The sequence below is a fragment of the Roseinatronobacter domitianus genome (genome assembly GCF_023336755.1).
Taxonomy (GTDB): Bacteria; Pseudomonadota; Alphaproteobacteria; order Rhodobacterales; family Rhodobacteraceae; genus Roseinatronobacter; species Roseinatronobacter domitianus.
Genome location: NZ_JALZWP010000002.1, coordinates 261022 through 285600, shown reverse-complemented (window position 1 = coordinate 285600; position 24579 = coordinate 261022). Strand labels below are relative to the sequence as shown.

22 protein-coding genes and 1 tRNA gene are annotated in these 24579 nt (G+C 60.8%); 11 read left to right on the top strand and 12 right to left on the bottom strand.

The window, feature by feature from the left end:
- The first annotated feature begins 56 nt into the window (after positions 1-56).
- Genes M3N55_RS03440 through M3N55_RS03420 form a run of 5 tightly spaced genes read left to right on the top strand, consistent with a single transcriptional unit; the run spans position 57 to position 7021 of the window.
- On the top strand, positions 57-1946 hold the full coding sequence (locus M3N55_RS03440; protein WP_249056399.1) for an extracellular solute-binding protein: 1890 nt from the start codon (positions 57-59) through the stop codon (positions 1944-1946).
- A 3-nt stretch (positions 1947-1949) separates the two neighbouring features.
- Positions 1950-3038 carry a microcin C ABC transporter permease YejB gene (locus tag M3N55_RS03435; protein ID WP_249056397.1) on the top strand — a complete coding sequence of 363 codons (1089 nt, stop codon included), beginning with the start codon at positions 1950-1952 and terminating at the stop codon, positions 3036-3038.
- Positions 3039-3041: 3 nt separating this feature from the next.
- Positions 3042-4199, top strand: coding sequence for an ABC transporter permease (locus tag M3N55_RS03430; RefSeq protein ID WP_249056396.1), 1158 nt, complete (start codon positions 3042-3044; stop codon positions 4197-4199).
- On the top strand, positions 4196-5797 hold the full coding sequence (locus M3N55_RS03425) for an ABC transporter ATP-binding protein (protein WP_249056394.1): 1602 nt from the start codon (positions 4196-4198) through the stop codon (positions 5795-5797). Before M3N55_RS03430 ends, M3N55_RS03425 begins: the two co-directional genes overlap by 4 nt.
- 12 nt (positions 5798-5809) lie before the next feature.
- Positions 5810-7021: a glycosyltransferase gene (locus tag M3N55_RS03420; protein ID WP_249056393.1), complete on the top strand. Its 1212-nt coding sequence runs from the start codon at positions 5810-5812 to the stop codon at positions 7019-7021.
- On the opposite strand, the gene M3N55_RS03415 is transcribed toward M3N55_RS03420, so the two are convergent.
- The 3 genes from M3N55_RS03415 to M3N55_RS03405 form a co-directional block, all read right to left on the bottom strand.
- A complete protein-coding gene (locus M3N55_RS03415; protein ID WP_249056391.1) occupies positions 7018-7713 on the bottom strand; it encodes a dimethylsulfonioproprionate lyase family protein in 696 nt (231 codons plus the stop codon). The two genes, M3N55_RS03420 and M3N55_RS03415, sit on opposite strands and share 4 nt — an antisense overlap.
- 82 nt (positions 7714-7795) lie before the next feature.
- Positions 7796-7921, bottom strand: a complete 126-nt coding sequence (ykgO, locus tag M3N55_RS03410) for a type B 50S ribosomal protein L36 (protein WP_072247233.1) — start codon at positions 7919-7921, stop codon at positions 7796-7798.
- Between the two features lie 68 nt (positions 7922-7989).
- Positions 7990-8064: transfer RNA gene (locus M3N55_RS03405), tRNA-Val, on the bottom strand.
- A 146-nt stretch (positions 8065-8210) separates the two neighbouring features.
- Between M3N55_RS03405 and M3N55_RS03400 the strand changes: the two genes are divergently transcribed.
- The 4 genes from M3N55_RS03400 (at position 8211) to pnp (ending at position 15007) form a co-directional block, all read left to right on the top strand.
- A complete protein-coding gene (locus M3N55_RS03400) occupies positions 8211-9065 on the top strand; it encodes an N-formylglutamate amidohydrolase (RefSeq protein WP_249056389.1) in 855 nt (284 codons plus the stop codon).
- 48 nt (positions 9066-9113) lie between these two features.
- Positions 9114-11630 (top strand): cation:proton antiporter, encoded by a 2517-nt coding sequence (locus M3N55_RS03395; RefSeq protein ID WP_249056387.1) that lies wholly within the window; start codon positions 9114-9116, stop codon positions 11628-11630.
- Between the two features lie 63 nt (positions 11631-11693).
- A complete protein-coding gene (gene hemF, locus M3N55_RS03390; protein WP_249056385.1) occupies positions 11694-12590 on the top strand; it encodes an oxygen-dependent coproporphyrinogen oxidase in 897 nt (298 codons plus the stop codon).
- A 287-nt stretch (positions 12591-12877) separates the two neighbouring features.
- A complete protein-coding gene (gene pnp / locus M3N55_RS03385; protein ID WP_249056383.1) occupies positions 12878-15007 on the top strand; it encodes a polyribonucleotide nucleotidyltransferase in 2130 nt (709 codons plus the stop codon).
- Between the two features lie 83 nt (positions 15008-15090).
- Here pnp and M3N55_RS03380 read toward each other — a convergent pair whose 3' ends face one another.
- The 9 genes from M3N55_RS03380 to regB all read right to left on the bottom strand — a co-directional run bounded on the left by M3N55_RS03380 (position 15091) and on the right by regB (position 23235).
- A complete protein-coding gene (locus M3N55_RS03380) occupies positions 15091-15552 on the bottom strand; it encodes a hypothetical protein (protein ID WP_249056381.1) in 462 nt (153 codons plus the stop codon).
- Positions 15553-15657: 105 nt separating this feature from the next.
- Complete coding sequence (eno, locus tag M3N55_RS03375; protein ID WP_249056379.1) at positions 15658-16932, bottom strand: phosphopyruvate hydratase; 1275 nt, start codon at positions 16930-16932, stop codon at positions 15658-15660.
- A 37-nt stretch (positions 16933-16969) separates the two neighbouring features.
- Complete coding sequence (locus M3N55_RS03370; protein ID WP_249056377.1) at positions 16970-17857, bottom strand: DMT family transporter; 888 nt, start codon at positions 17855-17857, stop codon at positions 16970-16972.
- Positions 17858-17973: 116 nt separating this feature from the next.
- Positions 17974-18762, bottom strand: a complete 789-nt coding sequence (locus tag M3N55_RS03365) for a cytochrome c1 (RefSeq protein ID WP_249056375.1) — start codon at positions 18760-18762, stop codon at positions 17974-17976.
- 23 nt (positions 18763-18785) lie between these two features.
- Entirely contained in the window at positions 18786-20135 is a 1350-nt protein-coding gene (locus M3N55_RS03360) for a cytochrome b (RefSeq protein ID WP_249056373.1), read from the bottom strand.
- Between the two features lie 12 nt (positions 20136-20147).
- Positions 20148-20711 (bottom strand): ubiquinol-cytochrome c reductase iron-sulfur subunit, encoded by a 564-nt coding sequence (petA, locus tag M3N55_RS03355; protein WP_249056371.1) that lies wholly within the window; start codon positions 20709-20711, stop codon positions 20148-20150.
- A gap of 170 nt (positions 20712-20881) precedes the next feature.
- Positions 20882-21490, bottom strand: a complete 609-nt coding sequence (locus tag M3N55_RS03350; protein WP_428982590.1) for a glutathione S-transferase — start codon at positions 21488-21490, stop codon at positions 20882-20884.
- A gap of 5 nt (positions 21491-21495) precedes the next feature.
- Positions 21496-21780, bottom strand: a complete 285-nt coding sequence (locus M3N55_RS03345; RefSeq protein WP_249056367.1) for a hypothetical protein — start codon at positions 21778-21780, stop codon at positions 21496-21498.
- Between the two features lie 78 nt (positions 21781-21858).
- Positions 21859-23235, bottom strand: coding sequence for a sensor histidine kinase RegB (gene regB / locus M3N55_RS03340; protein WP_249056365.1), 1377 nt, complete (start codon positions 23233-23235; stop codon positions 21859-21861).
- Positions 23236-23323: 88 nt separating this feature from the next.
- Here regB and M3N55_RS03335 point away from each other — a divergent pair, with 88 nt between their 5' ends.
- Complete coding sequence (locus M3N55_RS03335; RefSeq protein ID WP_249056363.1) at positions 23324-23944, top strand: SCO family protein; 621 nt, start codon at positions 23324-23326, stop codon at positions 23942-23944.
- A gap of 77 nt (positions 23945-24021) precedes the next feature.
- Positions 24022-24576 carry an ActR/PrrA/RegA family redox response regulator transcription factor gene (locus tag M3N55_RS03330; protein WP_249056361.1) on the top strand — a complete coding sequence of 185 codons (555 nt, stop codon included), beginning with the start codon at positions 24022-24024 and terminating at the stop codon, positions 24574-24576.
- The last annotated feature ends 3 nt before the right edge of the window (positions 24577-24579 follow it).

The following is a 24579-nucleotide window of genomic DNA, read 5'->3' as shown; positions in this document are numbered from 1 at the left end:
TAAATACTGCCCGACAGGCCCGCGTCAGACGGGACAACAGCAGGAGGAGTTGCCAGATGTTCCATCGCATGACCCGCGCCGCCGCCATTGTGGTTGCGCTTGGTGTGACCCCTTTGGCCGCGCAAGAGCCGGAAATCATCCGCGCGCATGGCTATTCCTTCTATGGCGACCTTAGCTATCCTGCGGATTTTGCGCATTTCAACTATGTGAATCCCGATGCACCCAAAGGTGGGGCCATCGCGCTGTCCGCCCAAGGCACGTTCGATTCGATGAACCCGTTTACCCGCAAAGGCCGCGCGGGCGCGCTGTCATCTTCGATGTATGAAAGCCTGCTGGAAACCTCGGAACCCATGGGCGGCGGGATGGCCCCGGCGGATGCTTATGGCGAATATTACGGCCTGCTGGCGCATACGGTGGAATATCCGGCAACGAAAGACTGGGTCATCTTTCATATGCGCCCCGAAGCCCGGTTTTCGGATGGCTCGCCTCTGACCGCGCATGACGTGGTCTTCAGTCACAACCTGTTCATTGAGCAGGGTCTGCCGTCTTATTCCCAGGCTGTCAGCCAGCGCGTGCTGGGGGCAGAGGCGTTGGACGATCACCGTGTGAAATTCACCTTCGCGGAAGATATTTCGCGTCGGTCCCTGATCGATCAGGTTGGCAGCACGCCGGTATTCTCCAAAGCGTGGTATGAGGCGACAGGGTCACGGCTGGACGAGTCCCGGATGGAGATTTCGCCCGGCTCTGGTCCCTACATGCTGGACAGTTTCGAGGTGAACCGCGCCATCACCTACAAGCGCGACCCCAATTACTGGGCTGCGGACCTGCCCAACAATGTGGGGCGGCACAATTTCGATGAAATCCGTATCGAGTATTTCGCCGATGGTGCTGCGGCTTTCGAAGGCTTCAAAAGTGGCATCTACACGTTCCGGGCGGAAAACAATTCGCGCCAATGGGCGACGGGCTACGATTTCCCGGCGATGGAGCGCGGCCATGTCGTGCGCGATGAATTGCCCACGGGTCTAGCGCCAACGCCCACCGGCTTCGTGTTCAACCTTGGGCGCGAGATGCTTCAAGACCCGCGCGTGCGGGAGGCGATCTCGCTGGCGTTCAATTTCGAATGGACGAATGAAACCTTGCAATACGGGCTGTTCAAGCCGCGTGCGTCCTACACGCAAGGCACCCGCCTGCAAGCCGATGGCCCCCCCGAGGGGTTGGAATTGGCCTTGCTGGAAAGCTTGGGCGATCTGGTGCCGCCAGCCATGCTGACAGAGCCTGCGCGGGTGCCGCATGTGTCCAGCGCCGACAGGTTGGCCGACCGCCGCAACATCCGCCGCGCCAAGGGGCTGTTGGAAGATGCGGGCTGGACCGTGGATGACGCGGGCGTGTTGCGCAACGCGGCTGGCGCGCAGATGGTGATCGAAATCCCTGTGTCCTCTGCCGGGTCTGCGACGATGGATTCGATTGTCGAGACCTACACGCAGAACCTGCGCCAGCTTGGAATTGACGCGCAATTCCAGCGCATTGATGCCGCCCAGCACACCGACCGCCGCCGCAATCGCGATTACGACATGATCTTTGACCAGTATGGCGCGTTCATGGACACGGGCACCGGGTTACAGCAGCGTTATGGCTCTGAAACCGCCGAATTCAGCCTGTTCAACCCTGCCGGGCTGGCCAGCCCGCTTGTGGATGCGGTTATAGACGCATCACTGAACGCCGACAGCCCGGAAGCGCGCGACGCTGCGTTGACGGCGCTTGACCGCGCCTTGCGACACGAGCTGATTATGGTGCCCGCCTGGTATAACGACACGGTCTGGGTCGCGTATTGGGATATGTATAAACACCCCGAAACCATCCCGCCCTTTTCGACCGGAGAGTTGGATTTCTGGTGGTATGACGCAGAGCGCGCCGCCGAGTTGCGTGCTGCTGGCGCGCTGAGGTAATCCATGGGCGCTTACATCGCGCGACGTTTGCTGCTGATTATTCCCACGCTTCTGGGCGTGATGATGATCAATTTCTTCCTTGTGCAATTCGTGCCTGGCGGTCCGATCGAGCAGGTGATTGCCCGCATGGAAGGGCAAGGCAACGTGTTCGGCGCGTTCGACGGGGCTGGTGCGGATGTGAACGCGGGTGCCGTGGAAAACGAGCGCTACCAGGGCGCGCGCGGCCTGCCGCCTGAATTCATCGAGCAGTTGGAACGCGAATTCGGTTTTGACAAACCGCCGCTGGAACGCTTCGCGCATATGATCTGGAACTACATGCGCTTCGACTTTGGCGAAAGTTACTTCCGGTCCATTTCGGTGGTCGATCTGGTGCTGGAAAAGCTGCCCGTGTCGATAACGCTGGGCCTGTGGTCCACGTTGATTGCTTATGCCGTGTCCATTCCCTTGGGCATTCGCAAAGCCACGCGCGACGGCACACGATTCGACACATTCACATCGGGCCTGATTATTGTGGCCTATGCGATCCCCGGTTTCCTCTTCGCCATTCTGCTGTTGGTGCTGTTCGCCGGGGGGTCCTATTACCAGATATTCCCGGCACGCGGCCTGACATCCCCGCAAGAGGTGTGGGACACGCTGTCGCCCATCGGTAAGGTGCTGGATTACCTGTGGCATATCACGCTGCCGGTCATTGCCTCGACCATTTCGGCCTTTGCGACACTCACGTTGCTGACGAAGAACAGCTTCCTAGATGAAATCCGCAAGCAATACGTCATGACCGCGCGGGCCAAGGGGTTGATGGAAAATCGGGTGCTTTACGGCCATGTGTTCCGCAACGCCATGCTGATCGTGATCGCGGGGTTCCCGGCGGTTTTCGTTGGCGTGTTTTTTGGCGGGTCACTGATTATCGAGACGATCTTCTCGCTGGACGGTCTGGGCCGTTTGGGGTTCGAGGCCGTGGTTGCCCGCGATTACCCGGTCATGTTCGGCACATTGTTCGTGTTCAGTTTGCTGGGGTTGGTCGTGGGGCTGATTTCGGACCTGATGTATGTCTGGATCGACCCGCGCATCGACTTCGAGTCGCGAGAGACCTGAGCCATGGACCAGACCAATTTCCTGCCCCAGACCGAAACGCTGCCGAAACGCCGCTTTGCGTTGTCGCCGCTGAACCAGCGCCGCTGGGGCAATTTCAAAGCCAATCGCCGCGCGCTTTGGTCGCTGGTGGTGCTGGGAACGCTTTATGTGCTGTCCCTCTTTGCCGAATTCATCGCGAATGACCGGCCCATCATCATCAACTATCAGGGCGAATATTACTTCCCCATTGGGAATTTCTATTCCGAAACCACCTTCGGCGGCGATTTCCGGACCGAAGCGCAATACACCGACCCGGTCGTGCAATGCCTGATCCGCGCGGGCGGATCAGAGTTTTGCTTCGATGATCCGGCAGAGGCAACGGCTCAAGCCGCGACAGGCATTGTGGACGGTGCAGAGATCACCCAAGGCTGGATGATCTGGCCCCCCATCCCCTACAGTTATAACACGGTCAATGATATCGGCCGCGCCGCGCCCTCTCCGCCCGATGAAAACCACCTTCTGGGCACGGATGACACCGCGCGCGATGTGCTGGCACGGGTGATTTACGGGTTCCGCCTGTCGATCAGCTTTGCCATTGTCGTCACGTTGCTGACCTCTGTTATCGGGGTCGCGGCGGGGGCGGTGCAGGGCTATTTCGGCGGTGTGCTGGACTTGTTGTTCCAGCGAGTCATTGAGCTGTGGAACTCTGTCCCGTCCATTTACATCATCATAATCATTTCCAGCATGGTGGCGATGAACTTCTGGCTGTTGGTCTTCCTGATGACGTTGTTCGGCTGGACCGGGCTGGTCGGCGTGGTGCGCGCCGAATTCCTGCGTGCGCGCAATTACGAATATGTCCGCGCGGCGAAAGCCTTGGGCGTGTCGAATGCCAAGATCATGTTCCGCCATGTTCTGCCCAACGCCATGGTTGCCACGCTGACCTTCTTGCCCTTCATCATCACCGGCGTGATCGGGTCGCTTGCTGCGCTCGATTTTCTGGGCTTCGGCCTGCCCTCCTCTGCCCCGTCACTTGGCGAGTTGACGTTGCAGGCCAAGAACAACCTGCAAGCGCCGTGGCTTGGGTTTTCGGCGTTTTTCACTTTCGCGATCATGCTGTCGCTTCTGGTCTTCATCTTTGAAGGGGTGCGCGACGCGTTCGACCCCAGAAAGACGTTCCGATGAACCTGCTGGACGTGACAGACCTGAACGTGACCTTTAGCCAAGACGGCCAGCCCGTGCGCGCGGTGCGCGGCGTATCCTTCCATGTGGAACAGGGCGAAACCGTCGCACTGGTGGGCGAATCAGGGTCCGGCAAATCTGTCAGCGCGTTGTCTTGCGTGGGGCTATTGCCCGATGCAGCGCAGGTGGCCGGGTCCGTGACCTTCAAGGGCGAAGAACTGATCGGGGCACCGGACGCCAAACTGCGGCAAGTGCGCGGCAATGACATCAGCTTCATTTTCCAAGAGCCGATGACGTCGCTCAACCCGCTGCATACAATAGAAAAGCAGATCGCGGAAAGCCTGTCCTTGCATCAAGGGCTGTCGGGTTCTGCAGCGCGGGCGCGCGTGCTGGACCTGCTGAACAAGGTGGGCATTCGCGACGCCGAAAGCCGCTTGTCGGCCTATCCGCACCAGCTATCGGGCGGGCAGCGTCAGCGCGTGATGATCGCCATGGCGCTGGCAAACGGGCCGGAATTGCTGGTCGCGGATGAACCGACCACGGCGCTGGATGTAACCATTCAGGCGCAGATTCTGGAATTGCTGGTGGACCTGAAACGCGCCGAGGGGATGAGCCTGCTGTTCATTACCCACGACCTGAACATCGTGCGCCGTTTTGCTGACCGTGTTTGCGTTATGCAGGCGGGTGAGATTGTCGAGCAGGGCAAGACCTCCGAGATTTTCGCCAATCCCCAGCACCCTTACACGCGCAAATTGCTGGCCGCCGAGCAGCATGGCAAACCCGCGCCGGTGCCCGATGGTGCCAAGGAAGTGCTGCGCACCGATGCCCTGCGCATCTGGTTTCCCATCACGCGCGGGTTTTTGCGCCGCACTGTGGGGCATGTAAAGGCCGTCAATGGCGCCAGCCTGACGCTGCGGGCGGGCGAAACGCTGGGCGTTGTGGGCGAATCCGGGTCGGGCAAGACCACGCTCGCGCTGGCCATTTTGCGGCTCATCTCGTCCGAGGGGCCGATCTGGTTCAATGGCACCGACATTCAGGGCCGTAAATCGACCGAGTTGCGGGCGCTGCGGCGCGACGTGCAGATTGTGTTCCAAGACCCGTTCGGCAGCCTGTCGCCCCGCATGACCGTGGCGCAGATCATTGCCGAGGGGCTGGGGGTGCATGGCATTCCGACCGGGAAATCGGAACGCGATCTGGTGGCGGAAATCATGGCCGAAGTGGGTCTGGACCCGTCGACCATGGAGCGCTACCCGCATGAGTTTTCCGGCGGCCAGCGCCAGCGCATTGCCATTGCGCGCGCCATGATCCTGCGGCCCAAGCTGCTGGTGCTGGATGAGCCGACCTCTGCGCTGGACATGACCGTGCAGGTGCAGATTGTCGAATTGCTGCGCGACTTGCAGCGCCGTCACGGGCTGGCCTATCTGTTCATCAGCCACGATCTGCGCGTCGTGCGCGCGCTGTCGCACAAGGTGGTCGTCATGAAACAGGGCGACGTGGTGGAAAGCGGGCCGGTCGATCAGGTGTTCGACGCGCCTGTGCATGACTACACCCGCGCGCTTTTGGCCGCTGCGTTCGATATGACGGCCATCGGCGCGGACTGACGGGGTGGGCGCATGAAAATTCTGTTCGTCCACCAGAATTTTCCGGCCCAGTTCAAGCATCTGGCACCCGCATTGGCCGCACGCGGGCATGATGTTGTTGCCCTGACAGCGGACAGCAACAAGCAGCAAAGCCAGATCCGCACCTATCGCTACCCTATGTCGGACCCGGCCCCGAAACCGGGGCAAGCGCGTTTGGCCACGACCTATATGGCCATGACCGATCGCGCGCATCGTGTCGGGCGGGCGGCGGCGCAATTGCGCGACAAGCTGGGCTTTGTGCCGGATGTGATCTTTGGTCATTCCGGCTGGGGCGAAACCCTGTTCCTGAAAGAGATCTTCCCACAGGCCCGGCTGCTTGTCTATGCAGAGTTTTACTATGGCACCAAGGGGTTGGATGTGGGGTTTGACCCGGAATTCAGCAGTGCAGACCCGTTTTCGGGCTTTGGCGTGATCGCGCGGCAATCGCATCTGGCTTTGTCTATGGTGCAGGCTGATGCCGCGCTATCGCCAACCGAATGGCAGGCTGACACGTTTCCGCCGGAACTGCGCAGCAAGATCACCATCACCCATGACGGGGTTGATACCGATGCGCTGGTGCCGAACCCCGCCGCGCAATTCACCTTGCCCAATGGCCGCGCCTTGCGCGCGGGTGATGAGGTGCTGACCTATGTCACACGCAATATTGAGCCCTATCGCGGGTCGCACATCTTTATCCGCGCCTTGCCGCAGATATTGGCCGCGCGGCCCGGCGCACAGGTGGTCATTATCGGCGGGGATGGGGTCAGCTATGGTATGGCGCCCCCGCAAGGCACATGGAAAGAGCGGTTTCTGTCCGAAATCGCCGGTGCGCCGGGGCTGGAGCGCGTGCATTTCCTGGGGCGCGTGCCGTATCGCGATTACGTCACGCTGATGCAGATTTCGCGCGCCCATGCCTATCTGACCATCCCGTTCGTCTTGTCATGGTCGCTGCTGGAATCGATGGCTATGGGCGCGCATGTGATGGCGTCGCGCACCGCCCCGGTAGAGGAAGTGGTGGTTGATGGGGTCAACGGCCAGTTGGTTGATTTCTTCGATGTCGACGCATGGTCCGAGGCGCTGATCGCGGCACTGGCCAACCCTGCTGGCTTTGCCGCGCGCCGGGCGGCAGCCCGCAAAACGATTGTCGAGAATTACGACCTGAAACGGCTTTGCCTGCCGCGGCTTATTCGCTTTACCGAAGGTTAGCGCGCCGGTTTCGGCGCGCGGCTGAAGACCATTTTCTGGTTCGCCAGCTTTTCTGTCGCCCCCATCCAGGCATAGGCCAGCAATGACGGTTCGTGATCGGCGACCGTGATTCGGTGCAACTGCCCCGGCTGGTTGAAGATCAGCGACCCCGGCGCGTAGACCCCTTGGTCGTTTTCCGACACAGCCCCCGACAGGCACAGGTAGCTTTCGGTAATGCCGTCATGCGCATGGGCCGGGTAGGTGCAGCCGGGTGCGAAAAGCACCAGACCCAGGATCACCTCGTCCGTCACTACCGGGCCGGTCGGGCCAACCAATTCGGCATAGGCGAATTTGCGCTCCAGACCGCGCGGCACTTTTTCATAGCCATACTGCCACCGCAGTTTGTCATGGACCGCGTCGATGGTGCGGATGAAGGCCGCGTGCTGCGCCTCTCGTCCCTGGTCCAGTGCGCGACGGAAATGCAAGGTGACGGGTTTTTCTATTGGCGGCAGGTCGGCAATCGGCGGATTGGCTTTGATGACCCGTGCAATGCGTTCCCGCACGCCGCGTTGATGCGCGCGGATTTTGGCACTGCCGCCAGCGGGCAGGTGGCGATAGAGTTCGTAGAAATCACGCAGCAAATACCGCCATTCGGGACGGTCGGACAGGTGCAACACCGGCACCGGGGCGGGATCTGGAAGGAGTTCTGTCATGGCGCAACCCTAGTGATTCGGCATAGAAAAACGCCGCCCTGAACGACAGAGCGGCGCCAAATCGCGACAGTCGGGGCGAATATCAGCCCTGACGTGCCTTGAATTTCTTCTGGGTCTTGTTGATGACATAAACGCGGCCTTTACGGCGCACGATCTGACAATCACGGTGGCGCTGCTTGAGCGACCGGAGCGAATTCTTGACCTTCATCGGTCTTCTCCTTCTCGCGGCGCGCGTGCGCCTGCCTGTAAACTTGTCCTGCCGAAACAGGGATGAAATGGTGGGCACGACAAGGTTCGAACTTGTGACCCCTACGATGTCAACGTAGTGCTCTACCACTGAGCTACGCGCCCGACTGATCCGACAAACGCCCCAAACAAAAGGGACGCGGGCCAAACCGCGTCTGTAAGCGGGGTCTATAAATAGAGTCGCGAGCAGGATCAAGGGCTTTCGCAAGGGGAAATTCGCGGTATAACTTGGTATGGCAAGGAATTCTCTTATGCAGGCATACAAGTTCATCGAGGCGGCCCCGGCGACGACTTCGGTCATCTTCGCATCGCCGCATTCTGCGCGGGGTTATCCGGCAGATTTTCTGCAAGCCTCGCAGCTTGACGAACTGGCCTTGCGGTCTTCCGAAGATGCCTATGTGGACCTGTTGCTACAGGCTGCACCCGCTGCTGGCGCGCATGTCCTGCTAGGCGGCGTGCCGCGCGCCTATGTCGATTACAACCGTGCCGCGAGCGAGCTTGACCCGGCCCTGATTTCGGGAATAGCGGTGCGCGCCATGAATGCGCGCATCAGTTCCGGGCTTGGGGTTATTCCGCGTGTTGTCGCGGGCGGTCGTGCGATCTATTCGGGCAAGATTGGTCGCGCGCAGGCACAAGAGCGGCTGCACAATTACTGGCAACCCTATCATGACAAGCTGGCAAGCGTGATGGCCGATCATGTCCGTGATCTGGGCCGCGCGATTCTGCTGGATATGCATTCCATGCCGCGCGATGCGGTCATCTTGCGCAACAGCGGGCGGCCCGATGTGGTGTTGGGGGACCGGTTCGGCGCGTCCAGCCAGTCCGACATTGTCGATGCGGTCGCCGCCGTCTTTACCGCTGCCGGTTTGCGCGTGGCCCGCAATGCTCCGTTTGCCGGGGCCTATATCGCGCAGCGTTACGGTTTGCCGTCGGTTGGGCAGCATGTTGTGCAAGTGGAAATCGACCGTGGCCTGTATCTGGACGAGGCGCGGGTCGAACCGAATGCTGATTTCCCGGCCTTTCAGGCACTGATGGACCAGATCGTGACTACCTTGGCCGAAATCGGGCGCAGCGACCGTAAATCTGTTGCGCTCGCGGCCGAATAGGTCGGTGCTGCGTTCCAATTATTTGGCGCGCGCGCTAGACTGAACAGTATGGATATCATCGCTTTTTCCGGCGCGGTTGCGTTGCTTTTCATTGTGATCGGCGTGTCGGAGCCCTTGTCCGAGCGTCTGCGCCTGCCGTTTACCGTGATTCTGGCGATCATGGGCGCGTTGATCGGCGCGGTCGCGCTGACGCTCGCGACCTCTGGTTTGGGCGATACGCTCAGCCCAACCGTGCGGCGGCTGCTGGACCTGCCCATCCGCTCTAATGTGTTCTTGTATATCCTGCTGCCAACGCTGTTGTTCCAGGTGGCGCTGGTGGTCAATGCGCGGCGGATGCTGGATGATTGGGTGCCTATCCTTGTCATGGCGGTCGCGGCGGTGCTGGTCTCTACCGTGGTCATCGGTTATGCGCTGACGCCGTTTACGTCGCTTCCGCTGGCTGCCTGCCTGCTGATCGGGGCTGTCGTTTCGACCACAGATCCGTCTGCCGTGGTCAGCATTTTCCGCAACATCGCGGCGCCGCAGCGGCTGACCCGCATTGTCGAGGGCGAAAGCCTGCTGAACGATGCCGCCGCGATTGCCTTGTTCGGGTTTTTTCTGACTTTCGTTATGCTGGGCGTACCCAACCCGACCCTGCAAGAGGCCGCACTGACCTTTCCGTGGCTTATCGGTGGCGGTGTGCTGCTGGGGTGGGTCTTTGCCCGCGTTGCCACCGCGCTCATGGCGGTGCTGCCCACCTTCCCGCGCGCGCAAGTGTCGGTCAGCGTGGCCCTGCCGTATCTGACCTATATCGTTGCTGAACAATATCTGGGTGCATCGGGCGTGATTGCGGTGGTCGTGGCGGGGCTGGCGCTGAACCTGTCGGGGCCAAGCCGCCTGACACCGGCAAGCTGGGGCTATCTGCGAGAGGTCTGGGATATTCTGGCCTATTGGGCGGGCGCGTTCATCTTTATCCTTGCCGCTCTGTTAATCCCGCGCCTGATGGGCGATCTGCGCCCAAGTGACCTGTTCCTGATCGGGGTGATCGTGGTCGCGGCCTTTGTGGCGCGCGCGGTTATGTTGTTCGGAGTGCTGCCGGTGTTGGGCCGGTTGCGCTTGTCGCCACGGGTGGACCCCAGCTATCGCGCCGCTATCCTGTGGGGCGGTTTGCGCGGGGCGGTCACGCTGGCGCTGGCGCTGGCAGTAACGGAAAGCGCGCTGGTTCCACCTGCGGTCAAGCGCGAGGTGGGTATTCTGGCAACCGGGTTTACCCTGTTCACGCTGCTGGTGCAGGGCACAACATTGCGCTGGGCCATCGCAAAGCTGGGGCTGGACCGTCTGCCGGCCTTGGACCAGGCATTGTCGCGGCAGGTGATTGCGGTGGCGCTGCAAAACGTGCGCGAGGCCGTGTCGGACAGCGCGCGTGATTACCGGCTGACCCCCGATGTGATCCGGTCAGAGGCCAAGCGCTTTGCCGGGCGGCTGGATGGCGCGGTGGCAGAAGCCGAAAGCGTAGACATTCCCGACCGCGACCGCATCACTTTGGGGCTGGTGGCTTTGGCCGGGCGAGAGCGTGATCTGATTATCGAACATTTCCGGCAGCAGCTCTTCTCCTCCCGGTTGGTGGAGCGGATGTTGTCCGATGTCGACGGCCTGATCGAACGCACCCGCCTTGGCGGGCGCAACGAATACCGCAGCACGGCCCGGCGCGCGCTGGGCTATGGTGGGCGCTATCGGCTGGCGGTCTGGCTGAACAACCGTTTGCGTTGGTCTGGCCCGCTGGAAGTTATGACCGCCGACCGCTTCGAATTGCTTCTGAACCAACAGCTTGTTTTACAAGAGTTGCATGGTTTTATTGCGGGCAAGATCCGCCGCATTCATGGCCGGCGCGTGGGCGACCTGTTGCATGAATTGCTGCGCCGCCGGGCCGAGGAAACGGCCAGCGCCATCGAGGGGCTGCGCCTGCAATATCCCGGATATGCCGAAGAAGTCGAACGCCGTTTTATTCGCCGTACATCGTTGCGACTGGAAGAACGCGAGTATGAAACCCTGTTCGCCGATGGGCTGATCGGACGCGAATTGCACGCCACCTTGCGCAACAGGCTGGACGCCGCGCGCAAGCAGTTGGACGATCGGCCCCGGCTGGATTTCGCGTTGCAGCGCGAGGAATTCCTGCGCGCCTTCCCCGTGTTCGATGCCATGCCACCAGAAGCGCGCAAGCGTTTATCGCGGGCTTTGACCACGCATTATGTGGACCCCGGCGCCGTGCTGATCCGGAAGGGGGAAGTGGCGCGCTCGGTCTATTTCATTGCATCCGGCGCGGTAGAGATGGAACGTCGCGGCCAGAAACTGCGGTTGGGGCGCGGCGAGTTCTTTGGTCATTTGGGTATGCTGACCGGCCAGCCGCGCCGCGCGATGGTCAGTGCGATCACGCATTGCACCCTTTTCGCCTTGGACGAGGCGCGCTTCCGCCGTCTGTTGGCCCGCAATACCGCGCTTCAACAGGCGGTAGAGGACAGCGCGCGGGCGCGCGGCGCCAATCTCGAAAAGGTCATGTCGCAGACCAGACCCGGCGACGAACTGTAAACCTAGCTTGTCATAGACGCCCCCGCATGGCACATCATGGCAAAGCCATAGGGAACCGCGCCGATGACCGATCAGAATTTTGACGACCGCAAGGCCCACGCCGCCGCCTGGTTCCGCGAGCTGCGCGACCAGATCGTTGCTGCGTTCGAGGCGGTCGAGGACAGTCATACCGATGGCCCGATGTCCGACCACGCGCCGGGCCGGTTCGAAGTGACCGACACCAAGCGCACTGCGCCAGACGGCTCGGATGCCGGTGGCGGCTTGATGAGCGTGATGCGCGGCGGTCGCGTGTTCGAGAAAGTCGGCGTCAACGTCTCTGCCGTTTATGGCCAATTGGGCGATCAGGCGCAGCGGTCGCTGACCGCGCGCAAGGAAATTCCGGGGCTGGAAGATGACCCGCGTTTCTGGGCGAGTGGCATCTCGCTGGTGGCGCATATGCAGAACCCGCATGTGCCCGCCGTGCACCTGAACACCCGCATGTTCTGGACACCGGGCGGCTGGTGGTTCGGTGGCGGCACCGATCTGAACCCCTGCCTTGAATACCCCGAAGACACCGCCGATTTTCACGCCACGCTGAAAGCCCATTGCGACCCGCATGGCGCAGACCTCTATCCGCGCTTCAAGGACTGGGCGGATGAGTATTTCTACATCCCCCACCGCAAGCGCGCGCGCGGTGTAGGTGGCATCTTCTATGATGACCATTGCACCGGCGATTGGGAGGCCGATTTCGCCTTTACCCAAGATGTGGGCCGGTCCTTTCTGCCTGCGTTTCTGGCGCAGGTGGAAAAGCGGCGGGGTATGGCGTGGGATGATGCCGATAAGGAAGCACAGCTTATCCACCGTGGGCTTTATGCCGAATACAACCTTGTCTACGACCGGGGCACAAAGTTCGGCCTGCAAACCGGCCACGACCCGGACGCAGTGCTGATGAGCCTGCCGCCCTTCGCGCGCTGGGTGTGACGCCCCGGTCATCATAGCGACAGCGGCAGGCCGCGGGTCGGCCCGCGCGGCGGGCTTCGCCCTTGATTCCGCGCCTTTGGTTAGTTGGCCGCCCAATGATGGCTCTTTCAAACGCAACATTCCCCCACTTCCCCCGCAGCCGCTTTTCCTGTATGGCACAGCCCATCTGAGACGTGACGCTTCGGCCCCGGCGTGATGCACAAGGATTGGGGTCGGCGGCAATGGGGCCGCCATAGACATCAGGAGATCCGGGAAGGGCCCGGAAGTGCTCCGACGAGGAATGACGTATGTTCAATATCACCAAGAAATCCATCCAGTGGGGCGAAGAAACCCTGACACTGGAAACCGGCAAGGTTGCCCGTCAGGCAGACGGCTCGGTCATTGCCACGCTGGGCGAAACCAGCGTCATGGCCAACGTGACCTTCGCGAAAGAAGCAAAGCCGGGGCAAGACTTTTTCCCGCTGACCGTGCATTACGTTGAAAAATACTATGCAGCCGGCAAGGTTCCCGGCGGGTTCCTGAAGCGCGAAGCGCGCCCGTCCGACAAGGAAACCCTGACCTCGCGCCTGATCGACCGTCCGATCCGCCCGCTGTTCGTCGAGGGCTTCAAGAACGAAGTTCTGGTTATCTGCACGGTGCTGAGCCACGATCTGGTCAATGAACCCGACGTGGTTGCGCTGATCGCCGCCTCTGCCGCGCTGACCATTTCCGGCGCGCCCTTCATGGGGCCGATTGCTGCTGCGCGCGTGGGCTATTCGAATGGCGAATACGTCCTGAACCCCGAATGTCAGGATATGGAAAAGCTGCGCGAGAATGCCGAGCAGCGTCTGGACCTCGTTGTCGCGGGCACCAAAGACGCCGTGATGATGGTCGAATCGGAAGCCTATGAGCTGACAGAAGCCGAAATGCTGGGTGCCGTGAAATTCGCGCATGACAGCCTTCAGCCGGTGATCGATCTGATTATCGACCTGGCGGAAGATGCCGCGAAAGAGCCCTTCGACTTCCAGCCGCCGGATTACTCGGATCTGTATGCCGCTGTAAAAGCGGCTGGCGAAACCCAGATGCGCGCCGCCTTTGCCCTGCGTGACAAGCAAGAGCGCGTGGCTGCCATTGGTGCTGCCCGCGATGCCATCAAGGCTGCGCTGACCGAAGAGCAGTTGTCCAATGCCAATTTGGGTTCGGCCCTGAAAAAGCTGGAATCGAGCATTCTGCGCGGCGATATCATCAACGGGTCGCCGCGTGTTGACGGACGCGACACCAAGACGGTGCGCCCCATTGTGGCCGAAACCAGCCTGCTGCCGCGCACGCATGGCTCTAGCCTGTTCACCCGTGGCGAAACGCAATCGCTATGTGTGACCACCTTGGGCACGGGCGATGATGAGCAGTTCATCGACGCGCTGACCGGCACCAGCAAATCCAGCTTCCTGCTGCACTACAACTTCCCCCCCTATTCGGTGGGCGAGGTTGGGCGCTTCGGTCCTCCGGGACGGCGCGAAGTGGGCCACGGCAAGCTGGCATGGCGCGCGTTGCAGGCGGTTCTGCCTGCGGCAACCGACTTCCCCTATACCATTCGTCTGGTGTCCGAGATCACGGAATCGAACGGGTCTTCGTCCATGGCAACCGTCTGCGGCGGGTCGCTGTCGATGATGGATGCGGGCGTGCCGCTGAAAGCGCCGGTGGCCGGTGTGGCTATGGGCCTGATCCTGGAAGATGACGGGCGCTTCGCTGTGCTGACCGACATTCTGGGCGACGAAGACCATTTGGGCGACATGGATTTCAAAGTGGCCGGGACCGAAGCGGGGATCACCTCGTTGCAGATGGATATCAAGGTCGCGGGCATCACGTTTGAGATCATGGAGCAGGCTTTGGCACAAGCCAAAGACGCGCGCATGCATATCATGGGTGAAATGGCCAAGGCGCTGACCGCGCCGCAAGGCTTCAGCCAATACGCGCCCAAGATCGAAACCATGCAGGTGCCGACGGATAAAATCCGCGAAGTCATCGGCACGGGCGGCAAGGTCATCCGCGAAATCGTGGAAGTGTCGGGCGCGAAGGTCGACATCAACGATGACGGCGTTATCAAGATCGCTTCCAGCGACGCAGAGGCGATCAAGAAAGCCTACGACATGATCTATTCGATCGTGGCAGAGCCGGAAGTCGGCAAGATCTACACCGGCAAGGTTGTAAAGCTGGTCGATTTCGGTGCTTTCGTGAACTTCTTTGGCAAGCGCGATGGTCTGGTGCATGTGTCCCAGATCGAGAATCGCCGTTTGAACCATCCTTCGGATGTGTTGAAGGAAGGCCAAGAGGTGAAGGTCAAGCTGCTGGGCTTCGATGATCGCGGCAAGGTCCGTCTGGCCATGAAAATGGTCGATCAGGAAACCGGCGAAGAGATCGCGGCAGAGCAGGCAGAGTAAGCCTTTCGCTTTGCTTAGAAGCTGGAAAACCCCGGATTTTTATCCGGGGTTTTTTGCTTTCGAAACAGAAGCTGGCTGAAAATTCAAAAGCGCGCGTTAATTTTCGCAGCGTCGCTGACGGGCGTTTCGTGTGAAGAAAGCTGACCATAGGCGGTGTTTGTCATGTCTGGCTGTTGCTGCAAATTGCCGGTGCGCGGCAGCGCCGGATCATCCGGGGCATCGTTCCCATCATCTTCGCCCGTGCTGTCGGGCAACGCCATCTCTGGCGGGTCGTTGCGTGTTTCGCGGAGGTGCTGCAACAGGTTCACTTCGAATGTGGGGGGTGGCCCGACAAGGCGGTTGCGCCTGTCGGTAATGGGCACACTATCGCGCGTGGTCAGCACCTCTGTCCGGGTGCCGGCCTTGGTCTGCTGGACGGCGGTTTGGGTCAGCGTGGCAGAGACAGCCGGGGCAGGGCGTTGCGCCGCTGTGTTGGCAAAGGCCACCGGGTCGCGCGGTTGTGTGTTTTGCGGCAAAGGTGCCGAAACAGGTAAAAGAAGTGACATCTGGCCCTCCGCCACTGGGATAAAATCTAAGTCACTTAGTATAGCTGATTCGTCTTAACGACAGGTTTACACGCGCGGGGTGTGGTGGCCCCGCGCGTGTAGCGCTTAACGCAGGATTGAACGACCTGCGTAAACCGCGGTTTCCCCAAGCATTTCTTCAATGCGGATCAGTTGGTTATACTTGGCCAACCGGTCTGACCGCGCCAGCGAGCCGGTCTTGATCTGCCCGCAATTCGTGGCCACGGCCAGATCGGCAATCGTGGCGTCCTCTGTCTCGCCCGAGCGGTGCGACATGACGCAGGTCATGCGCGCGCGGTGGGCCATATCTACGGCGGCCAGTGTTTCTGTCAGGGTGCCGATCTGGTTGACCTTGACCAGCAGCGAGTTGCCGCAGCCTTTCTCAATCCCATCGGCCAGACGCGCGGGGTTGGTGACGAACAGATCATCGCCCACAAGCTGCACGCGGTCGCCCAAGCGGTCGGTCAGCAGTTTCCATCCATCCCAATCATCTTCTGCACAGCCGTCTTCGATGCTGATGATCGGGTAATCGTCGCAGAGTTTCGCCAGATATTCGACATTCTCGGCGGCTGTCAGTGACAGACCTTCGCCCGCCATTTCATACTTGCCGTCCTTGAAATACTCGGTCGAGGCGCAGTCGAGCGCGAGGTAGATGTCCTGCCCCGGCTTGTAGCCTGCCTTTTCAATGGCTTTCAGAATGAAATCCAGCGCGTCGCGGGTGCTGGACAGGTTCGGGGCAAAGCCGCCTTCGTCGCCAATGCCGGTGGACAGGCCCGCCGCGTGCAGTTCCTTTTTCAGCGTGTGGAACACTTCGGCGCCCATGCGCACCGCATCGCGGATATTGTCCGCAGCGACCGGCATTATCATGAATTCCTGAATGTCGATCGGGTTGTCGGCGTGCTCGCCCCCGTTGATGATGTTCATCATCGGCACCGGCAGCGTGCGCGCAGAGGTGCCGCCGACATAGCGAAACAGCGGCTGGCCGGTGTATTCGGCAGCGGCTTTGGCCACGGCCATGGACACGCCCAGAATGGCATTCGCGCCCAGACGGCCCTTGTTGGCGGTGCCGTCCAGTTCCATCATCGCGGCGTCAATGGCGACCTGTTCGGTGGCATCAAAGCCGACAAGCGCTTCGGCCAACTCGCCATTCACGGCGGCGACGGCTTCCAGAACGCCTTTGCCCATGTAGCGGGACTTGTCGCCATCGCGGCGCTCAACAGCCTCATGTGCGCCGGTAGAGGCGCCCGAGGGCACGGCGGCGCGGCCCATGGTTCCGTCTTCAAGGATGACGTCCACTTCGACCGTGGGGTTGCCCCGGCTGTCGAGGATCTCGCGGCCGATAACGTCGATGATGATGCTCATGATCTGTCCCTATGTATTGGCGGTTTGTTTGCGCTAGCTATACCGTTCCAGCCGACCCAAGGGAAGGGCGGCGCGTTTCGCGCCAGAGCGTGAATAGGCCTGCGGCTACAATAATCGCGGCCCCGATATAGGTCAGCGTGTCCGGACGCTCGCCGAACACCGTGAGGGCGACAATAAGCGCGAAGACCATGCGGGTGTAGCGAAACGGGGTCACGACCGGAATTTCGCCAACGCGCATGGCGGCGACCACCATATAATAGGCGGCGACCCCTATGACGAGTGTGCAGAGCAGCAGACCGGTTTGCGGGCCATCGGGCAGGACGGGGTGCCCACCCATGACCCACATCATGATTGCCCCTGTCGGGGCCATAAGGCCAAAGGCCCATGCCGACATCTGAAACCCGGATATGCGCGCGGGTGCGGCGCGGGTGGCCAGATCGCGCGTGGCAAGGCCCAGAACGCCCAGAACCGCCCAAAGCGAGGCAGGCTCAAATCCTGCCATGCCCGGTCGCACAATAAGCATGACGCCAAACAGACCTACCAGAATGGCGATCCAGCGTTTCCAGCCGACCTGCGCCCCAAGGAACAGCGCCGCGCCCAAGGTCACAACAAGCGGGGTGGCCTGCAAAATGGCAGACGCGGTGGACAGGCTGGCCAGCACGAAGCCCAGAACGAATCCGACGGTGCCAAGAACCTCGCCCATATTGCGAATAATCATCGCGCGGCTGGACATGTCAGCCGAAAACAGCGCCTGGCCTTTGGCGCGGGCGAATAGCCCAAAGACAACCGCGCCGCTTGCGCCAAGCATGACAAGGATCTGACCAACCGGGATCGCCCCTGCCAAAAGCTTTATGAACATGTCTTCAAGCGCGAAACCCGCCATGGCGAGGGTCATCAGCAGAGCGCCGCGAAGGTTGTCGGACATTGGGGGGTCTTTCACAGGTTAAGCATGGCCAAGTGCTACATAAGCAGTGTGGTCCTGCAAAGCAAAAAGCGCGCCTTGGTCAGGCGCGCTTTTCAGTCCCGTAGCTTGTTGGAAGATCAATCTTCCTTCGCGGCCCGCTTGATGGGTGCCCAGAGCTGCTTGTTGGTCAGATACAGCAGGGCTGCCAGCACCGACAAGAAGATGACGCCGACGAAGCCCGCTTGCTTGCGTTCGACCATTTTCGGCTCTGCTGCCCACATCAGGAACGCGGCCACATCCTGCGACTGCTGCGAAGCCGTCGCCGGGGTGCCATCAGCGTATTCGATGCCGTCCTCATACAGCACGGGCGCCATGGAGACCCAGCTTGCCGATGCCTTGTTGTAGTAAAACATCGACCCGGCTTCGAATTTCTCTTCGCCGGTAAAGCCGTTGGTGAAGGACGCGATGTATTCGGCGCCCCCCATCCCGTTCATAAGCTGGTTGATGCCCAACCCGTAGGGACCAGAGAAGCCCACACGCGACTTGGCCATCAGGCTTAGGTCGGGCGCACCTTCGAATTGCGATTCCGGGAAGTGGTCCGGGGTTGCGGCCACGCGCCAGTCACGCAGTTCCGGGTCCCAAATTTCGAACATTTCCGCAAAAGCGCGCACCTGGTCTTCGGGAAGGGCCGGCCCGTTCTCTGCGCTCAGCGTACGAAATGCGACCAGGTTCAGGCCGTGGCAAGACGAGCAAACTTCGGTGTAAACCTGCAAACCACGCTGAAGCTGGTTACGGTCATAGGTGCCAAACGGCCCCTCGAACGAGAAGGCGTAGTCGGTGATTTCACCCTTCTCCCCGGCCGCAAGGGCCGGAGAGGAGGCGAGCAAAGCTGCCGTTATCGTGGAAACGGCGAGTTTCTTGAACATTCTATCTCTCCAATTTCCGTCAGTTACTCGGCAGGAACCGGTTCGGGGGACGGGCCATTGCCACCGGATTTCTTCTTCAGCGATGCTTTGAAGTCCTCCTCGATCGTGGCGGGCTGCGGCAGCGGCTTCTCGATCACACCCAAGATGGGCAGGATCACGAGGAAATACGCGAACCAGTAGGTCGTCCCGATGAGCGAGATCATGGCGTAGATGCCTTCAGCCGGCATGGCGCCTGCCCACATCAGCACGAAAAAGTTGACCACGAACAGCCAGAACCACCACTTGAACATGGGGCGGTAGCGGCCCGACCGCACGGAAGAACGGTCCAGCCACGGCACCAGCGCCATGACGAAGATCGAGCCGAACATGGCCAGAACCCCGAAGAACGCCGCGTCGATGATCCCGAAGGACAGCCAGTTTACGGCTATCACGACCCAGACGTCAGAGGTGAAGGCGCGGAGAATCGCGTAGAAGGGCAGGAAATACCATTCCGGCACAATATGCGACGGCGTCACCAGCGGGTTCGCTTCGATGTAGTTATCCGGGTGGCCCAGGAATTGCGGCATAAAGCCGACCAGCGCCCAGAACAGCGCAAAGATCACGGCCAGCGCAAACAGATCCTTAATCACGAAATAGGGCCAGAAGGGCAGCGTATCTTTCGCAGCTTCTTCTTTCGACGTGCGGCGCACATCAACACCGGTCGGGTTGTTGTTGCCCGTGGTGTGGAAAGCCCAGATATGCAGGATCGACAGACCCAGGATCACGAAGGGCAGCAGGTAGTGCAGGCTGAAGAAGCGCGTCAGCGTGGCGTTGCCCACGGCAGGCCCGCCCAGCAGCCACGTTTGCAGCATTTCGCCGATGCCCGGAATAGCGCCGAACAGGCCGGTGATTACGGTTGCGCCCCAGAAGGACATCTGGCCCCAGGGCAGAACGTAACCCATGAACGCGGTCGCCATCATCGCCAAGTAGATGAACATGCCCAAAATCCACGTCACTTCGCGCGGGGATTTGTAGCTGCCGTAATACAGACCACGGAAAATGTGGATATACACAGCCGCGAAGAACAACATTGCGCCGTTCTGGTGCAGATAGCGCAGCATATGCCCGCCATTCACGTTGCGCATGATATGCTCGACACTGGCAAAGGCCAGATCGGCGTCGGGGGTGTAGTGCATGACCAGCACAATGCCGGTGACGATCTGCAATACAAGGCAGGTCATCAGGACAATGCCCCAGATCCACATCCAGTTCAGGTTCTTGGGCGTGGGGATCTTGATGGTGTCGTATAGCAAGCCAACGATGGGAAGACGCTTGTCGATCCACTTCTCGGCATTGCTGGTCGGCTCGTAATGGTCGTGTGGAATACCGGACATGTATTCTCTCCTTTAACCAAGCTGGACGGTTGTGTCATCGACGAAGGTCGCGACCGGAATATGCATGTTTTCCGGTGCCGGCCCACGGCGGATACGGCCTGCCGTGTCGTAGTGCGACCCGTGGCAGGGGCAGAACCAGCCGCCGAAATCGCCTGCGCCATTGCCCAGGGGCACACAGCCAAGATGGGTGCAGACACCTGTCATCACCAGCCATTCGCCCTCATCATCCATGGTGCGGTTGGCGTCGGATGCGTCGGTCCCCGGCTTGTTGGGGTTGCGTGATTCCTGGTCGATCGTCAGCTCGTCCACCGACACAGCGCGCCCGGCCTCGATTTCCTCGGCGGTGCGACGGCGCAGGAACACCGGTTTGCCAAGAAAGCTGACGGTCAGCTGGCTGCCGGGTTCTAGGCCACCGACATCAACAAATATCGACGACAGAGCTTGCACATCGGCCGTAGGGTTCATCTGATTGACAAGTGGCCACACGGCAGCGCCGACAGTCACGGCACCCGCACCTGCGGTTGCGTAATAGATGAAATCCCGGCGGGTGCTTTCGTGGTCATCAGCGTGGGACACGAGCATTCTCCCTTTTCAGTGGGTACGAGGGCTAAATTGCAGACAGGCCGCATGTCATTCGCGGCCCCTCGAGGTTGCATTTAGCGGGGATTGGGGGGTGCGTCCAGCTTTGAAAGCGTGGAAAGGTGTCGCACTTGCGCCGATTTTCACGGTTTTTTGCAAGGTTTGCGCTACCCGGGCGGGGTTGTCATGGCCATGCTGTCGCGCGCGCTGAATTCGTCTTGCCAGCGGGACAGTGTCGGCGCGTGCTTGCGCCACCCCCGATCCGCCAAGCGAAAATCCAGATAACCCAGCGCGCAGCCCAGCGCCATCTGACCCATGCAGAGTGGCCCGGCCAGATAGGCCAACCAACGGTCTTCCAACAGGGTAACGCTGCGGGCAATCTTGGACCATTGCCCGGCGACGATCGCATCAGAGCGCATCGGCTCTGCCCTCAGCCGGGTTTCATACATTATCGAGAGCGCTGCATCCAACATGCCATCTGCCGTTGCTTCCAGTGTCAGGCAATCCCAGCGCCGCGCGCCTTGCGGATAGAAACGATCCCCGGCCAAGGCATCCAGATAGGCGCAGATCACACGGCTGTCATACAATGCACCACCTTCTGGGCGCGTCAGCACCGGCACCTTGCCAAGCGGGTTGGCTTCCAGCGGCACAGAGCCAGGGTCCAGCGGCGTGCCAGAGGCCGGGACCAGCGCGATCCGGTCGGCAAGCCCGGCTTCATGCGCCAGCACCATAACCTTGCGCACATAGGGTGAGGTCGCGCTGTGATACAGCGTCAGCCCGCTCATACCCGGCGAAACCGGATGCGCCCCAGAAGGCTGCCGTCGATCTCCACGCCGGGCCCAGACTGCCCCAGTCGCACCACGCGGCGAAAACGTCCGGCCATGTTCCATTGTTGACGGTCGCGCGCGTGCTGCCCGGTCAGCCCTTCTGGCAGATCGTCAAACGCATCTTCCGCGCGTTGGTCGACGCGACCGCGTTCCATCTGGCGGGCCAAGACATAACCGGCAAGGGCAATGGCACCGTAACGCGCGGCGGTGGCTGCAATCGGGGCAAGGGGGACAGGCATATTGCGGTCTCTCCAAAATTCAGGTCCGGCAATGGTATCAGTATCCGCGAAGCTGTCCATTCACGTTGTTGGAAAAACTTACCTGTCGACCGGCAGGTTCTGGGCCAGCGCTTCGGCCCGGTCCACGGCGATTCGCGCCAATGGCCATGTCAGGTCCACCATTGCGCCATGCAGAACCGGACTGCCCGGCAAGGTCTTTATCGCGCCGTCGCAATTCAGAAATTCCAGCCGCGCGCCAGTGCGTTCCAGCAAGGTCTTGGCAATGAACATTCCCAACCCCATGCCGGCGTAGCCCGGACGACGCTTGGGGCGGTTCGGATCGCGCCCGCGCCCGATGAATGGCTCGCCGATGCTGCCCAGCACCTGCGGTGAAAAACCCGGCCCGTCATCGATGATGCGGATGCGCAGGGTCTGCGCGGTCCAGCTTGCATCGACCCAGACCTCGGACGCCGCGAAATCGACCGCGTTCTGCACAAGGTTGCGCAGGCCATGAACCAGCTCTGGACGGCGTTGGATAAGCGGTTGCGGATCATCGCCCGATTTCAACAGGAAATGCACGCGTTTGCCGCGGTCCAGATGGGGTTCTGCGGCCTCTTGCAGCACCGCTTCCAAAGGCGCGCGGCGCATCATTGTGTCGTCTTTGCCGCTGCGCCCCATAGAGTGCAGAATCGTCCGGCAGCGGTCAGCCTCTTGCACCAGAAGGCGCGCGTCCTCGACCAGATCGGGGCGGTCGGCCAATTCTTCGACCAACTCGGCGCTGACCAGCTTGATCGTGGCCAGGGGTGTGCCAAGCTCATGAGCGGTTGCCGCGACCACGCCGCCAAGGTCGGTCAGCTTTTGCTCGCGAGAGAGCGCCATTTGCGCGGCCAGCAGCGCGTCGGCCATGGAATTTGCCTCTGCGGCGACGCGCTGGGCATAGAACGCCTGAAACGCAATCCCGATCACGATTGCCGCCCAATGCCCAAAGGTCAGGATTGGGGCGACATCCAGCACGGTGCCATCGGCAAAGCGCAAAGGGCGGTAGCTGACACTGACCAATGTGATAAGCGCAATCGCCACAATCGACAGCAAAAGTGTCGAGCGTGACCGCAACGCCATGGCCGCCACTGCGACCGGGGCCATGACCAGAAGCGCAAACGGGTTGGTAATGCCGCCGGTCAAATACAGCAAAAAGGACAGTTGCGCGATATCGAACAGAAAGGTCAGCGAGGCTTCGGTGTCGGATAGCCGCTTGGCCGGCGGATATAAAAACAGCGACAGCAGGATCGAAATACCTGCCGCGCCCACCACAAGCGCGACCAAACCCGTGTCGAAGCGTAGCCCAAAGGCCAGTTGCCCCGCCACCAGCGCGGCGATCTGCCCCGACAGCGCGACGATGCGCACATAGGTCAGCGTGCGCAGCCGCACCCATTCGGTGCGGTTGTCTTGTGTGATCTCTCCGAAGGTGGGGTCCATGGGCGTGATGTCACATCTTGGGGAATAGGGATTGTTACGCGCGCGCGCCTTTGGCATCAAGCGTTGGTAACGTCACAGGGGTGCGCAAATGCTACGTCGATATTCCATCATGGCTGCTGGGTTTTTGGCGCTGGTTCTAGGCGGCCTGGGCGGCATGGTGTTCTTTGCGCCCGAAGACGGCGAATTTGCGCAATGCCGCGAGACATCCATTGCCGGGGGTAGCGGGGCCATTGGCGGGCCGTTCACCCTGACCGACCATACCGGCCAGCAGGTGACAGAGGCCGATTTCGCCGACCGTCCTGTTCTGCTTTATTTCGGCTACACGTTCTGCCCCGATGTCTGCCCCTATGACCTCGCCCGGAATGCTGAAGCCGTCTACACCCTTGCAGAGCAGGGCTATGATGTGACGCCGGTGTTCATCTCTGTGGACCATGGGCGCGACACGTTGGAAGGGCTGGCCGAATTCGTCAGCTTCATGCACCCCAATATGGTTGGCCTGACCGGGACCGAACAGCAGTTGCGCGATGCTGCCCGCGCTTATCGTGCCTATTATGCCGTGCAAGAAACCGAGGACGAATTCTACCTGATCGACCACACGACCTTTACCTATCTGAATCTGCCCGGTCATGGATTTGTCGAATTGTTCCGCCGCGAGGCAACACCCGACCAAATGGCCGACCGTATCGCCTGCTTTATCGACAATGCCTGAGGCCGGGACATGGTCGGTTCAAATTGACCTTTTACCCTGCACGACCTAATTGTGGTGTAACCCATAGGGGAAGCACAATGACTGAACCCGCGCAACTTGATCTTGGTCCCGACCCGTCTTTGCTGATCGTCGATGATGACGAGGTGTTTCTGAAGCGCCTTGCGCGCGCCATGGAAAAGCGTGGCTTCGCTGTGGAAACCGCCGAAGGCATCACGGCGGGTAAGGCAATCGCCACGGCACGCCCGCCCGCCTATGCCGTGATCGATCTGCGGCTGGAGGACGGTAACGGGCTGGACGTGGTCGAGGTGCTGCGCGCCAAGCGCGAGGACGCCCGGATCGTTGTGCTGACCGGTTATGGTGCAATTGCAACCGCCGTTGCGGCGGTGAAAATCGGGGCGACGGATTACCTGTCCAAACCCGCCGATGCCAATGAAGTGGTGTGCGCGCTGCTGGGCACGGGAGAGGCTTTGCCCGACATCTCTGAAAACCCAATGTCCGCCGACCGCGTGCGCTGGGAACATATTCAGCGTGTCTATGAGCAATGCGACCGCAACGTATCGGAAACCGCGCGTCGTCTGAGTATGCACCGGCGCACGTTGCAACGTATTCTGGCCAAACGTTCCCCGCGCTGACAT